This window comes from Mesorhizobium sp. WSM3873, assembly GCF_001672445.1.
In the GTDB taxonomy this organism is placed as follows: Bacteria; Pseudomonadota; Alphaproteobacteria; order Rhizobiales; family Rhizobiaceae; genus Mesorhizobium.
The window spans coordinates 1-13,173 of record NZ_LYTM01000010.1 but is presented as its reverse complement, the minus strand read 5'-3'; the positions used below and the strand labels follow the sequence as shown (position 1 = coordinate 13,173).

Annotated in this window: 9 protein-coding genes and 2 pseudogenes; 8 read left to right on the top strand and 3 right to left on the bottom strand. The window is 60.4% G+C overall.

Going from position 1 to position 13,173, the window contains the following annotated elements:
- Window positions 1-327: 327 nt before the first annotated feature.
- Window positions 328-894 carry a hypothetical protein gene (locus tag A9K71_RS32420; protein WP_245299571.1) on the bottom strand — a complete coding sequence of 189 codons (567 nt, stop codon included), beginning with the start codon at window positions 892-894 and terminating at the stop codon, window positions 328-330.
- A gap of 233 nt (window positions 895-1,127) precedes the next feature.
- Here A9K71_RS32420 and A9K71_RS08540 point away from each other — a divergent pair, with 233 nt between their 5' ends.
- From A9K71_RS08540 to panD, 8 genes and pseudogenes are all read left to right on the top strand, one after another.
- Window positions 1,128-2,561 carry a dicarboxylate/amino acid:cation symporter gene (locus tag A9K71_RS08540; RefSeq protein ID WP_066993242.1) on the top strand — a complete coding sequence of 478 codons (1,434 nt, stop codon included), beginning with the start codon at window positions 1,128-1,130 and terminating at the stop codon, window positions 2,559-2,561.
- 421 nt (window positions 2,562-2,982) lie between these two features.
- Complete coding sequence (locus A9K71_RS08535; RefSeq protein WP_066993240.1) at window positions 2,983-4,014, top strand: LacI family DNA-binding transcriptional regulator; 1,032 nt, start codon at window positions 2,983-2,985, stop codon at window positions 4,012-4,014.
- 547 nt (window positions 4,015-4,561) lie between these two features.
- On the top strand, window positions 4,562-6,385 hold the full coding sequence (gene nifA, locus A9K71_RS08530) for a nif-specific transcriptional activator NifA (protein WP_066993238.1): 1,824 nt from the start codon (window positions 4,562-4,564) through the stop codon (window positions 6,383-6,385).
- 680 nt (window positions 6,386-7,065) lie between these two features.
- A complete protein-coding gene (locus A9K71_RS08525; RefSeq protein WP_066993236.1) occupies window positions 7,066-8,022 on the top strand; it encodes a hypothetical protein in 957 nt (318 codons plus the stop codon).
- Window positions 8,023-8,086: 64 nt separating this feature from the next.
- Window positions 8,087-9,061, top strand: coding sequence for a quinolinate synthase NadA (gene nadA / locus A9K71_RS08520; RefSeq protein WP_066993234.1), 975 nt, complete (start codon window positions 8,087-8,089; stop codon window positions 9,059-9,061).
- Window positions 9,058-10,606 (top strand): annotated as a pseudogene (locus A9K71_RS08515) (L-aspartate oxidase). The gene nadA and the pseudogene A9K71_RS08515 overlap by 4 nt, the downstream one beginning before the upstream one ends.
- Before the next feature lie 19 nt (window positions 10,607-10,625).
- A pseudogene (locus tag A9K71_RS30045) lies at window positions 10,626-10,869 on the top strand (3-oxoacyl-[acyl-carrier-protein] synthase III C-terminal domain-containing protein); the annotation flags it as partial.
- A 43-nt stretch (window positions 10,870-10,912) separates the two neighbouring features.
- Window positions 10,913-11,365, top strand: a complete 453-nt coding sequence (gene panD, locus A9K71_RS08510) for an aspartate 1-decarboxylase (protein ID WP_066993517.1) — start codon at window positions 10,913-10,915, stop codon at window positions 11,363-11,365.
- Window positions 11,366-11,567: 202 nt separating this feature from the next.
- On the opposite strand, the gene A9K71_RS08505 is transcribed toward panD, so the two are convergent.
- A complete protein-coding gene (locus A9K71_RS08505) occupies window positions 11,568-11,744 on the bottom strand; it encodes a hypothetical protein (protein WP_156319963.1) in 177 nt (58 codons plus the stop codon).
- A gap of 270 nt (window positions 11,745-12,014) precedes the next feature.
- Window positions 12,015-12,752, bottom strand: a complete 738-nt coding sequence (gene fabG, locus A9K71_RS08500) for a 3-oxoacyl-[acyl-carrier-protein] reductase (RefSeq protein ID WP_066993229.1) — start codon at window positions 12,750-12,752, stop codon at window positions 12,015-12,017.
- Window positions 12,753-13,173 lie beyond the last annotated feature (421 nt).

The following is a 13,173-nucleotide window of genomic DNA, read 5'->3' as shown; positions in this document are numbered from 1 at the left end:
CAGACGCCTCAACACTGCCGAAAAAGGGGCATGTCTTCGGGGGTTATTCAACATCTCCGAGAGGCGCTGCTGTTTCGAGCCGGCGCTGAAGAGCTAGGACGGTTATTGCATTCGAGGCCGCAGCGGATATGACATTCGATGCTGCGGTTGAACGCAGCGGCGAGCTACGGCCAAGCGTGCCCACCGCTCAGACGGTCACCTGCCACTGCGATCCCAGAGCGTCAGGATGGTGGCGTTCGCGACGGCTTGCCGCGCTGCACACGGTTCAGGGCAAGCCGCCTCGCCATCAACGGGACACGCTGCTGCATGGGGTTGTAAACGACCGCTTCATGGCGCCGCGAACCGCGCTTGAGGCGTCATGACCTTGAGGCGAGTGAGTTCGGCGTTAACAACGCCGACTGCAACAATCCGATCGGAAGGGTGCCAGACCGGCCTGAGAAGGCGTGATCTTAGATGGCCACGCGACCGCCTTCGGCTAAGCGCGAGTTGAAAATCATACGTTACGTAGTCAGCCGCTCCGGTGTGCCTTTTCCATGAATGCCGGGGAACCTTGTTATCAAGCGTGGCTTCGTTCGCAGTGCTCGGACTGCGAAGCATCTCCCGAACTGCACCGTCGCGTGCCAGGACCAGCGGAATCACCCGCTGCTTCTCGACGTCCCCTTTCAAACTGTCCGCTGCAAGTGGGAACGCGGCAAGAGCACGGTCGCGTAGGGCATACTCCGCACTGGTGCGGGCGATGCGGCCCTTGCAAACAGAGCGTCGACCACGAATGCAAGCAAAACCGCAAGCCAGAGAGACCGACCATCGGCGATCTGCCAGCAAAGACGAATGGCGCGCGATGGAAGGCGCCTTACCAATTTCTTCTTCTGCCAGCGCATTCTTCAGACCGACCATTGACCGAACCATAGTGCGGGATTCCGCCAGGAGCGAAGGCGATCAGTGCGGAAAATCGCACAATCTTGCTGCGCAATTGTAGAACATACCTGAGACTCCGGCGATTTCCGCGTCTTTTGGCTTGGCACGGCTCTTGCGGCCAACATCGCAGCAGCGTTCGACCGGAGCGCCGCGATGGGAGAAGCCGCGGGGAGGAAGAGCCCGCCGACACCGGTCAGGGAGAGAAATCCTACATGTTAACCCCACTGGCCCCCAGCGCAAACCGCGCACCCCGCAAGACACTTTGTGCCAAGCTTTACGTGCAGGTGCTTGTCGCAATCATCCTCGGAGTTGCAGTTGGCCATTTTTATCCGCAAATCGGAGAAAACCTGAAACCGCTCGGCGATGCGTTCATCAAGCTCGTCAAGACGATCATCGCGCCCGTCATTTTTCTGACCGTGGCGACTGGAATTGCCGGCATGAGCGATCTTCAGAAGGTCGGCCGTGTTGCCGGCAAGGCGATGCTCTATTTCGTCACCTTCTCGACTCTTGCGCTTATCGTCGGCCTCATCGTCGGCAATGTTATTCAGCCTGGCGCCGGCCTCAACATCGATCCGACCTCGCTCGACGCCCAGGCCGTCAACGGCTATGCCGCAAAGGCTCATGAGCAGTCCGTGACCGGCTTCCTGATGAACATGATCCCGACGACGGTTGTCGGCGCCTTCGTGGAAGGCGACATTCTACAGGTGTTGCTCTTCTCCGTCCTCTTCGGCATCGCGCTGGGGATGGTCGGAGAAACGGGCAAATCGGTTCTTTCGTTCCTTCAGGACCTCACTGCACCCGTTTTCAAATTGGTCAGCATCCTGATGAAAGCCGCGCCGATCGGCGCTTTCGGAGCAATGGCCTTCACGATTGGCAAATATGGCATCGGTTCGGTGGCCAACCTTGCGATGCTGGTTGGCACCTTCTACCTCACGGCCTTCCTCTTCGTGTTCGGGGTGCTCGGTGCAGTCTGTCGTTACAATCGCTTCTCGATCTTTTCTCTAGTCCGCTACATCAAGGAAGAGCTGCTGCTGGTCCTCGGAACGTCCTCCTCCGAGGCCGCGCTGCCCTCTCTCATGGAGAAAATGGAAAAGGCCGGCGCCAAGCGCTCGGTCGTGGGCCTGGTGATCCCGACCGGATATTCCTTCAATCTTGATGGCACCAACATCTACATGACCCTCGCGGCCCTTTTCATCGCGCAGGCGACGAATACGGATTTGTCAGTTAGCGATCAGGTTCTCCTGCTGCTCGTCGCGATGCTTTCCTCGAAGGGTGCAGCAGGTGTGACAGGTGCCGGCTTCATCACGTTGGCCGCTACGCTCTCCGTAGTGCCGGCTGTTCCCGTTGCTGGAATGGCGCTGATCCTTGGCATCGACCGCTTCATGTCGGAATGCAGGGCACTGACGAATTTGATCGGCAATGCGGTGGCATCGCTCGTCGTCGCCCGCTGGGAAGGCGAATTGGATCAGGCGCAATTGGAAGCTGCCTTCTGCGGCCACCAGCGTGCCGAGACATCAGCCGACCAGCCACTGATAGCGCCCGCGCCGAGCAAGTCGGCAGCATCGCAACCGGTTGAATCGCCCGGCTGGTCGCAAGCGCCGGACAATCGAGCCTCGGGTTCCAAACAGCCTCTCGCGGGTCGATGACATCAAGAATCCGAAATGCAGCGAGTGCAAATCATGTGCACCTTGCGATGGCCTCGCACCGGTCACGGCACACAGGCCATCGATGATGCGCTTAATGCTTACGAAGATTGGCACGGTTCGTGGAACCGGGCGCGGAGCCAATCGGTGCCCACCGCGGTCAGCTCTCGTCCGCACGGCTGAACAATTCGCCCACGCTCTGCGCAACGAAAGCGACCTTGGCATAGAGGAACCAATGAACTATGGGCAACGATGATGTCAAAGACGGTCGGTAGGTGCGTGATTCCACGTTTCGGCTTCTACCTCGCACCACGCCACGACAAGAATTCCGGTAGCGAACAGGATCAATGCAGGAATGCCAGATTTTACTGAATCTTCCCTTTACCGGGTTTCTTCCTGATGTCGTTTTAATCAGACTCGGACTATGGCAAAGCGACCCACAATTGCTGATATCGCCAGGGAAGCCGGGGTCAGTGTGGCCACCGTTGACCGAGTTCTGAATGCCCGTCATCCGGTGCGGGAGGAGACTGCGCAGCGGGTCTTAGCGGCAGCACAGGCCATCGGATATCACGCCGCAGGTCTTATCAAGCAGCGCCTGCAGCGGGACCTGCCGCAATATCGGCTTGGCTTCATCCTGAGAAAACCGACTCACCACTTCTACCAGTGCTTCGCGCGTGAGGTCGAAGCGGCGGTTAACTCGGCGAAGTGCTTCCATGGCACTTCGCTCATCGAATTCGCGCCGTCGCACATGCCGTGCGATCTTATTCCACTGCTCAAAGAATTCGGCGCGCGCTGCCACGCGATCGCCATGGTGGCGCCGGACCATCCGGCGATCACAGCAGCCGTCCATGAACTCAAGGCAAAAGGCATCCCCGTTTTCTCGCTGCTTTCCGATTTCGCCGAAGGTGTTCGAGAGGGTTATATCGGCCTCGACAACCGCAAGGTCGGGCGGACGACAGCGTGGATGCTTTCAAAGGTCGCAAGACGGCCGGGCAAGGTGGCGGTTTTTGTCGGCAGCCACCGTTTTCAGGGGCAAGAGCTGCGGGAGGTCGGCTTTCGATCCTATTTCCGCGAGAATGCACCGACATTCGAGCTGCTCGATCCGCTCGTGAACCTCGAGGCACGGCAGATCACTTACGAGGCCACGCTGGACCTCATGCAGCGAGAACCCGAACTCACCGGCTTCTATGTGGCCGGCGGAGGTATGGAGGGAGCGATCTCCGCGCTCCGTGACGAAGGCGAAAGCCGGGGTCTCGTCGCGATCGTCAACGAGATCACGCCGGAGTCGCGGGCAGCACTCGCAGATGGCATAATCACGATGTCGGTCGCCACGCCCCAGCGCCTGCTTTGCCAGGAACTGATGACGCTGATGGCCCAGGCCATCAAGGTCGGCACTTCAGAGACGCCTGGTCAGACCTTTCTGCCGTTTGAGATCTATCTCCCGGAAAACATCTGAAAAACTGATAAAATACTATCATGAGAGCCTAATTTCCTTTCATCGATGAAAGAAAAGCAGCGGGAGTTTGGTTGACTCACTTCCGTCATTCCGGTCTCGTTTAACGACGAATGATTGCTGCGCGGCGGAAGCCAGTCAGCCGAGAACGACGACCCGCACTTCATGGAAGAGAAAGGAAAGTCATGCGTCAAGCATCGCTCCGCGTTGCGATCGACCGCATGACGCCGCCCCAACTTGCCAGGGCCGCACTTGCCCGCGGCCCCGGCCTGACCGGCATCGACATTAACTATCATCTCGGCGGCCATGTAATGGCTCACGAAAAGCCGGCTGCAGACGTCCGTCTCGCTGGCGGATCAATCGTCAAGACTATCTTCGTCAACGCCTTTTCGTGCTTCAATAGATCCTCGCGTGCCAGGCCGAGGCGAGCAAACTCGTCTATTGTGCAGCGGACTGCCGAGCGAAGACGCCCACGAATGCAATTCGCCAAGGAAATCGACGCGCCGGACAATAGGCGCACTTGCTTCGAGCATCGATTTGATGGCGCGAAATGGATGATCATATGCAACACGATACTGGCAACTCCGAGCAAAGTGCCAGGCAGATCTCTTCACGCTGTATATCGCTTCCAAAAATGAAAACGCCAAATTCAAAGTCCGACACAAATCGCGTGGTGTCTCTTGTGCCGCTGCACGAGAGGGCGCCAGATATCTTCGAGACATCGAAAGCACTCACCGCCCCCTCTGCGCTCGAAGCCACGTTGGCCAACGTCGTCGATCTCCTGCCATCGTTGGTGCAGATGCGGCACGGCATCATCTCGCTCTTCAACGGTGCAGGCATACCGGACATGATCGTCGGCACCGGCTGGACCGAAGGCAGCCATGAGCGCCACCGCAAGCATCTGCCACGGGCCGCGATCGACCAGATCATAACGACGGGCATGGCGCTCGTCGCCGAGAACATAGCGGTGGATCCGGCGTTCAACGCCGCCGACAAGGACGTGCTCGGGGCGTCCGACAACATGAAAGTGTCGTTCATCGGAGTACCCATTCGCGTCGATGCGAACGTCGTGGGCACGCTGACCATCGACCGCATCCTGGACAATAAATCAGCTTCCCTCCTCGACTACGACCTCCGCCTCCTAACCACAATCGCCAATCTGGTTGGGCAGACAGTGAAGGTGCATCGCCTGTTCGCGTCCGACCGCGAGCGACTGATGGCCGAGAAAGTTCGGATGCAAAAGCAATTCGGCGAGCTCAAGCAGCCTGGGCGTGAGGGCAAAAGGGCTCATATCAAGGGGATCATTGGCGACAGCCCGGCGCTTCGCGGGCTGCTTGAGAAGGTCGCGTTGGTAGCCAGGTCCAACAGCACCGTTTTGCTGCGCGGGGAATCCGGGACCGGCAAGGAACTGGTGGCCAAGGCCGTTCACGAGCTGTCGGGGCGCGCGAGGCGGCCGTTCATCAAGCTCAATTGCGCAGCGCTCCCTGAGACAGTCCTGGAATCCGAACTTTTCGGTCACGAAAAGGGGGCCTTTACCAGTGCATTCAACTCGCGCAAGGGGCGCTTTGAGCTCGCCGACAAGGGAACGTTGTTTCTGGACGAGATCGGCGAGATTTCGGCCTCGTTCCAGGCAAAGCTGCTGCGCGTGCTGCAGGAGCAGGAGTTCGAACGCGTCGGCAGCAACCAGACGATTAAGGTCGACGTTCGCGTGATTGCCGCCACGAACCGGAACCTCGAAGACGCTGTTGCAAGGAACGAGTTTCGCGCCGACCTCTATTATCGCATCAGCGTTGTTCCCTTGCTGGTGCCGCCATTGCGCGAACGGCGCAGTGATATTCCGCTCCTTGCCGCTGAGTTTCTCGACAATTTCAACAGGGAGAACGGCCGTACCGTGGTCTTCGATGCGAGTGCGACCGAAGTGCTGATGAACTGTGCTTTTCCCGGAAATGTCCGCGAGCTTGAAAATTGCGTGCAGCGGACAGCGACCCTGTCAGCGGGAGCGTCAATCATCAGAAGCGACTTTGACTGCTACCACGGCCGATGCCTTTCCGCGATACTATGGAAGCACGCATCAAAGGAGACTGTGCCGAAATCGGAGCCGACCGCACCATCGCCACTGAACCCGGCCCTTCAATCGCCTGGTGATTTTGCTTCGGCCGCCTTTGGGACCCCACCTGTTTACAGCGAGCAGGCACTGCCAGCGCCTGTTCGGGTGTCCCTCGCAAGCGCGAAGATGACCGATCGCGAGCGTCTCATCTCAGCCATGGAAAGATCCGGCTGGGTACAGGCAAAGGCAGCGCGCCTGCTTGGACTGACGCCGCGCCAGATTGGTTACGCGCTGAGGAAATACGGTATCGAGATCAAGCGTCTCTGAACCGGCTGTCGAACTTCCGATATGTCGGGGCCGCGACATACCGAGGAGGCGAATAGCTGGGACAAAACAAGCGGTTTGGTTCGGCTCGGACCTTCGGCGGTGAGGCGGTGCAGCCTTCCTGTCGCCGCCGGCTGCCATCAAGAACGGCCCGCTTTTGGCGAGGTTTGCACCGCCACGCCCTGCTTGGCCGACAGCCTGAGATTGCGCGACGACGTCGCCAAGCCATCGGCTTCGCGCCTTGTCGAAAGCCGATGATCTCGACCTCACGGGCAAAGCCGGCGCACGATTTTGAACTGCTGGAAATCCTTCTCGCCGAAGAAGCCGGACCGGCGCCGGTCTGGAGAAAGCGCTTCGCCGCCAATCTGCCCACGCCCTCGAAACGGCCGGGCCGAACGCGCGGCCTTCGCTGACCCAGCTCACCGCGACCGCGGTGGCAACCATTCCAGATACAACTCTCATGCATCCGGCGGCGTCATCGCCTGTACGACACCAGCAGCGCTCAATCCACGTCTCTCCTCACCCGGCGTCACCCACGGCGAGTGTCGCGTTTGGCATATTTTTGTCCAGGTGCGAAGAGGTAAATCACCAGAGCGCGTGGTGTTGACGCGACGACTGGTATGATAAAGAAAAGAACTAAATCGGTTTAGACAGGCGGAGCCCCGCCAAGTAGTTCAGGAACCATGGATCTGGCAAAGGGACCAAGGAAAGGCAGAGCCATAGGCAAGACCAACGACGTCAACGCGGACCTGATCGCAGTCGTCGTCGCCGTGAACGACGCTGGACCATGTGTTTTGACCATCGAACAGGGGGGCGCCCTCCCTTCGGGCCCGTTTGAACTCGCTCATCGTTCGCTCCAGTCGGGCCTCAGGGCATGGGTGGAACTGCAGACCGGTCAGCCTCTCGGTTATATCGAGCAGCTCTACACCTTCGCCGATCGCGATCGGACCGGCGGCAACGAGCGCGTGATCTCGATCAGCTATCTCGCACTCACCCGCGAAGAAGATGCGGGCGCCTCGGGCAGGCGCAGCTGGGCCAGCTGGTACGACTATTTCCCCTGGGAGGATCATCGCTCCGGCAGGCCCCCGATGCTGGAAGAATTGTGGCCGCGCCTTATCGAATGGGCGGAACGTGCGGACGACGGCGCGACGCGCTTCGATCGCCGACGGCGTGCGGCGGTCGCCTTTGCCTTCGACGACCGGGCATGGAACGAAGAGCTCGCGCTGCAGCGCTATGAGCTGCTCTACGAAGCCGCCCTGGTGGAGGAAGCAAAGCGCGGCGGAGATTCTGCCATCCTCGCTCCGGTGCCGGGCAGATCGATGAGCGCCGATCATCGCCGCATTCTGGCAACGGCTATTGCGCGGCTGCGCTCCAAGATCAAATACCGGCCTGTTGTGTTCGAACTGATGCCGCCGCTCTTCACGCTTTTACAGCTACAGCGAACCGTGGAGGCGCTCTCCGGCAGGCTCATCAACAAGCCGAACTTTCGCCGCCTCATAGAGCAGCAGGACCTGGTTGAGAAGACCGGCGCGACGACCGCCGAGACAGGCGGCCGGCCGGCCCAGCTCTACCGCTTCCACCATGCCATCCTAGACGAGAGGCCTGTGGCCGGCACAAAATTGCCGCTCGCACGGGCTTGACACAACTTATAGTCAGAACGATTATATCGATCTTATAATCGCGTTGACTATAACCGGAGGCCCGATGAGCGCCGTCCTGCCTTCGAGCGCCTCACTATACCACCGCGTTCGGCGCGTTGTCCCGCCGATCGAGTGGCCGGTCTTCTTCGAGGACATCGACGCGATCCTGAAACTGAAGCGACAGCGCAACGCGGTCGTCCTGGCCCACAATTATCAGACGCCCGAGATCTTCCATTGCGTGGCCGACATCGTTGGCGACAGCCTGGCGCTGGCCCGCAAGGCGATGACGGTCGAGGCGGACGTGATCGTCGTCGCGGGCGTGCATTTCATGGCTGAGACCGCAAAGCTCCTCAATCCCGACAGGACCGTACTCATTCCCGATCTTGCCGCCGGCTGTTCGCTGGCGGACTCGATCACGGCCGAGGACGTGCGCCTGATGCGCCAGCGCTATCCCGGCGTCCCGGTGATCACCTACGTCAACACATCCGCGGCCGTGAAAGCCGAATCCGACATCTGCTGCACGTCGGGCAATGCGCTGGCCGTCGTAAAGTCGCTCGGCGCGCCGCGTGTGATCATGCTGCCCGACGAATATCTGGCGAGGAACATCGCTGCGCAGACCAAGATCGAGATCGTTGCCTGGAAGGGGCGCTGCGAGGTGCATGAGCGCTTCACGGCGGCCGACATCCGCGAGCTGCGTGAGGCCCATCCCGGCATCAGCGTACTTGCCCATCCCGAATGTCCGCCCGCGGTCGTGGCCGAAGCCGACTTCGCCGGCTCGACGGCGGCGATGTCCGACTATGTCGCGCGACACAAGCCGGCACGTGTGGTGCTGATGACGGAATGCTCGATGAGCGACAACGTCGCGGTCGAGCATCCTGACGTGGATTTCGTGCGTCCATGCAATCTGTGTCCGCACATGAAACGCATTACGCTCGCAAACATCCGCAGCGCGATCGAGGAGAACCGCCATATCGTCACGATCGATCCTCATGTCGCCGAGCGGGCCCGCTGGGCGGTGGAGCGCATGCTTTTCGTATGACGGCGGACATCCATGACATCGCTGGGGCGCCGGTCATCATCGGCGCTGGTATCGCCGGGCTGCTGACGGCGCTTCACCTGGCGGCCGCAACCGGTCGTTCTTGTCTCCAGAACCCCACTCGGAACCGAGGCCTCGAGCACACTTGCACAGGGCGGGCTCGCAGCGAGTCTGGGAGAGGACGACAGCCCCGACCTGCACCTCGCCGATACGCTTGCTGCCGGCGATGGTCACTGCGACGAACAAATGGCCAGGCGGGTGGTCGAGGCCGTACCTCAAGCCGTTGAGAACCTCATTCGTCTCGGTGTTCCCTTCGACCGCTCGCTGGACGGGAGGCTGCGACTGGGCCTCGAAGCGGCGCATTCACGTCGCCGCATCGTGCACGCCGCCGGCGATTCAACCGGCCGCGAGTTGTTTCGGGCGCTGCTCGTCGGGGCGCGGCGAACCCGTTCGATCACGATCATGGAAGGCATGACAGCGCTTCGCTTGGTTGTATCGGAGGGCAGCATTGTGGGCTTGCTGGCTGTCCTGCACGGCGGCGTGATGGCATTGCCCACACGCCGCGTGGTGCTGGCGACCGGTGGTATAGGCGGGCTCTTTTGCGACACAACGAACCCCCTCTCCTCATTCGGGCATGGTCTTGCGCTGGCCGCCTGTGCTGGAGCGGAGCTCGCCGATCTCGAATTTGTGCAGTTCCACCCGACCGCCCTAGATGGTCCACGCCGGCCAATGCCGCTTGTCAGCGAGGCGGTGCGCGGGGAAGGCGCGGTGCTGATCGGTGAAGAAGGCCATCGCTTCCTGGCAGATACGCCCGGGGCAGAACTCGCATCGCGCGATGTGGTCGCGCGGGCGATCTCCGATCAGCTTGCCGCCGGGCATCGAGTCTATCTCGATGCCCGACATTGTCTCGGGCAGAAATTCGCAAAACGCTTTCCGGCGATCGACGCTATTTGCAAGCAGGCCGGCATCGATCCGGCCGTGGAGCCTATTCCGGTGCGTCCCGCTGCTCACTATCACATGGGCGGAGTGGCCGTTGACGCCGAAGGGCGCAGTTCCGTTAGCGGCCTGTGGGCCTGCGGCGAAGTCGCATGCACAGGACTGCATGGTGCCAACCGGCTTGCCAGCAACTCTCTCGCGGAAGCCGTTGCAACAGCCGCCTGGGTCGCGGCAAGTGTCGCCGGCACCTCAGCCGGCTGGCAATGGCCCAGGCTGCCGGCAGTCTTTCCCTTGCGACCCGACCCTTCACCTGTACGCCAACTTGTCTCTAATGCGCTTGGCATCTTTCGAAATGGCAAAGTGCTGCGCGAGGCGATCTCGACCCTTCTGCCGATCGCCGTTGGCGAGACGGCCGCGGCCGACCCGGCCCTGGTGGCAATGTTGATGGCGATCGCAGCCCTTCGGCGCGAGGAAAGCCGCGGTTCCCACTACCGGTCCGATTTCACTGGGCGCGATGCTGCCGCCCTCCCCTCGCGACTGACGCTCTGCACAGCCTTTGAGAATGCCGTCACGCTCAGCTGGCAAACATCCCGAACGGAGCTGTTGATATGACTTCACTTGCACCGCTTACCTCGATCGGTTCGTGCCGCATCAGGCCAAATGTTCGAATTTTCGACGCGGTCGGGAGGAACCTCGGCAAAGCCGATCGCGCAATCGCCAAGACGATCGCCGACTATTTGCAACTCAATCCGCCGCGAGGATCCCGCTCTCGCTTCGCTTGCCCATCGGACGCAGCCGTTTCGGCCGGGCGAGAAAATTCTTTTGGGGGCGGCGGGGCGGGTCTCAGCGGCGGTGCGCTCGTCTTTGGAATTTAGCCGCGCGCTGCCAAGATTCACTTTTATGCTGATGAGGACAACAATGCGAAAAATAGTGGCCGGGAAGCTGCACGGCATCCACGTCACTGAAGCGAACCTCAACTACCATGGTTCGATAACGCTCGACCCCGACCACTGCGAGGCAGCCGGGATCCTGCCGATGGAATTCGTGGAGATATGGAACAAGAATTCCGGTGCGCGGATTTCGACCTATGTCATCCTCGGCGAGCGCGGTTCACGGTGCTGCATCCTCAACGGAGCGGCGGCTCGTAGCTGTCAGCCCGACGACCCCATTATTGTCTGCAACTCCATCTACCTGGACGAAGCGCATATCACCTCGCTGAAGCCGCGGATCGTCACGTTCGACCAGGATAACTACATACTCGACCGCCTGAGCTACTCCGTCGATCGTGACACAGGCGGCCGTTACAGTTTCTCCATTCTTGACGAGGCGGATGAGCCTTTGGTCATTCCTGCCCTGGTCTCCGGGGCGTGAGCCGCGCTCCACAGATGTGCGAGCCTCTTCGCCCACTTACTCGGCGCTGAAGAGCGTCTAAGACTGCTCGAAGTTGCTGACGCTCAGCTTCGAGGCCGACGCCCACTGCGCGTTCGGCGCGGCGGGCCTTTTGTGGGATGGCGCAATGTCTCGCATCTGCTGATCCGCGAACAGGGTTTGCACGTCTGCCCCTTGTCTCAGGTTACTTTGCGGTGGCGGGTTGCAATTCTTGCTGATTTTCCAGCGCCGCGGCTGGGTCCTTGGCGACGTGGCTTTTCATGAATTTCCCGCCGTGTCGTTCAAGCAGGCCACTGTCTTCCGCATCGGCAGCGTCGCCAACCATCATCGCCAATATGGCCAGCCGAACGGCCGGCAGCATAAGGTGGTCCTTCGTCAAGGTGTTTCGCGCCGGCACCAAGCGCTCTCCAGCCATCCATAAATTTTGCATGTTAATTCATGCTTGATCATCCACAGCGAACGTAAATGGCAACCCGTATCCAGTCCGAGTAGCTCGGCAAAAACCCGCCGCTCAGGTGCCTCAGCGCCATAACCCGGCACTTCAAGATGTTTATAACTCCGGCGCGACCAACCGACTGCTATCTGGGTGGAAACCTTCCTGCGTCATCGGGGCGCACCGAACCTTTTCACGCTAAATCATTGCCATGCCACCGTTCACATGAATGGTCTGGCCGGTGATGTAGGCGGCCTCGTTCGAGGCCAGGTAGACCACTGCCGAGGCGACTTCCACTCCGGTGCCCATGCGCCTGGCCGGAATAACGGCCATGATCGCTTCTTTCTGCCTGTCGTTCAGTTTGTCGGTCATGGCCGATTCGATTAAGCCGGGCGCCACGCAGTTCACCGTCACGCCGCGTGTCGCGATCTCCTGCGCCAGCGATTTCGACATGCCGATCATGCCAGCCTTTGAGGCGCAATAGTTCGCCTGGCCGGGATTGCCGGTTACGCCTGACACGGAAGTGATGTTGATGATGCGGCCGTTGCGGCGGCGCATCATCGAATGGGTCAGTTCACGGGTGAGCCGGACCACGGCGGTCAGGTTGACCTCTAGTACCGCGTCCCAGTCCGCGTCCGACATGCGGATAAAAAGCCCATCCTTGGTGATGCCGGCATTGTTGACCAGTATGTCGACGCCTTCCAGTTCGGCTTCCGCCTTTGCCCCCAGCGTCTTGACCTCGTCGCGGTTCGAGAGGTTCGCCGGAAACAGTTTTGTCCGCCCGCCAAGTTCGGCAGCCAACGCCTCGAGCTTTTCGACACGCGTGCCGTGCAGGCCGAGGGTTGCGCCCTGCGCGTGCAGCGCCCGCGCCACGGCCTCGCCGATTCCACCGCTTGCTCCGGTGACGAGCGCCTTGCGGCCGGTCAGATCGAACATTTATCGATTCCCTTTCTAAGGACCGCCTTCGCGCGGAAGCGGTCACTGGCGGCCCTGCGTGCCTCCAGACAATGTCGGGTAAAGCTTTGGACAAACCGTCGAGCCGAACCGAAGGCCTCGCTTAACCTTCCGGTAACGGTACGTCCAAATCGCTCCAGTTGAGAATTTTGCAAAAAGCGGCCCCCGGCTCGTCGAGCTTCCGCTGCCACTTGGCGCATTCACCGAAACGGTCCGAAGGCAGACCCTCACAACTGTGATCCTGCAAGCATACGAGAGATAGAATTACGGGAGGCATTTCGCATGGGTTCTACACCTTCTTGAATGCCAGCACTGCGTTCAAGCCGCCCATGGAGAAAGCGTTGCTCATGGCCACGTGCACCTTGCGCTCGCGGGCAACATTGGGGGTGACATCGAGATCGCA

Coding starts and splice junctions, on each gene's coding strand:
- A9K71_RS32420 (WP_245299571.1), bottom strand. CDS start 894: ATGGTCGGTCTGAAGAATGCGCTGGCAGAAGAAGAAATTGGTAAGGCG.
- A9K71_RS08540 (WP_066993242.1), top strand. CDS start 1,128: ATGTTAACCCCACTGGCCCCCAGCGCAAACCGCGCACCCCGCAAGACA.
- A9K71_RS08535 (WP_066993240.1), top strand. CDS start 2,983: ATGGCAAAGCGACCCACAATTGCTGATATCGCCAGGGAAGCCGGGGTC.
- nifA (WP_066993238.1), top strand. CDS start 4,562: ATGGATGATCATATGCAACACGATACTGGCAACTCCGAGCAAAGTGCC.
- A9K71_RS08525 (WP_066993236.1), top strand. CDS start 7,066: ATGGATCTGGCAAAGGGACCAAGGAAAGGCAGAGCCATAGGCAAGACC.
- nadA (WP_066993234.1), top strand. CDS start 8,087: ATGAGCGCCGTCCTGCCTTCGAGCGCCTCACTATACCACCGCGTTCGG.
- panD (WP_066993517.1), top strand. CDS start 10,913: ATGCGAAAAATAGTGGCCGGGAAGCTGCACGGCATCCACGTCACTGAA.
- A9K71_RS08505 (WP_156319963.1), bottom strand. CDS start 11,744: ATGCTGCCGGCCGTTCGGCTGGCCATATTGGCGATGATGGTTGGCGAC.
- fabG (WP_066993229.1), bottom strand. CDS start 12,752: ATGTTCGATCTGACCGGCCGCAAGGCGCTCGTCACCGGAGCAAGCGGT.